Source organism: Mesorhizobium sp. M4B.F.Ca.ET.214.01.1.1 (assembly GCF_004791545.1).
In the GTDB taxonomy this organism is placed as follows: domain Bacteria; phylum Pseudomonadota; class Alphaproteobacteria; order Rhizobiales; family Rhizobiaceae; genus Mesorhizobium; species Mesorhizobium abyssinicae.
The window spans coordinates 1-279 of record NZ_SRUX01000322.1 but is presented as its reverse complement, the minus strand read 5'-3'; the positions used below and the strand labels follow the sequence as shown (position 1 = coordinate 279).

1 protein-coding gene is annotated in these 279 nt (G+C 64.2%); it reads left to right on the top strand.

Going from position 1 to position 279, the window contains the following annotated elements; genetic code table 11:
- Window positions 1-200, top strand: a 200-nt coding sequence (locus EN857_RS34415) for a glycosyltransferase (protein WP_135897755.1), incomplete at its 5' end; no start/stop codon positions are given.
- Between the last annotated feature and the right edge of the window lie 79 nt (window positions 201-279).

Sequence of the window (279 nt, the reverse complement as noted above, 5' to 3'; positions counted from 1 at the left end):
GCGGCGCCGAGATGAGAGGTCACCTCCGCGACGTCGTGAACGATCGCGAGCTTGCGGAAGCGCTGGCCGCATCGGGCTTGGAGACCATCCTGGCGCGGCACACATGCCGGCACCGCGCCGACGAATTGTTCGCCATCCTCGCCGCATGCGGCAATCGCGGCGCGACTGAAATCAAACCTGCAACGGAGGCCGCCGCATGAAAATAGCCTTTTACGGATCGAGCCTTCTGTCGTCCTACTGGAACGGCGCGGCCACCTATTATCGGGGCCTGCTCAAGGC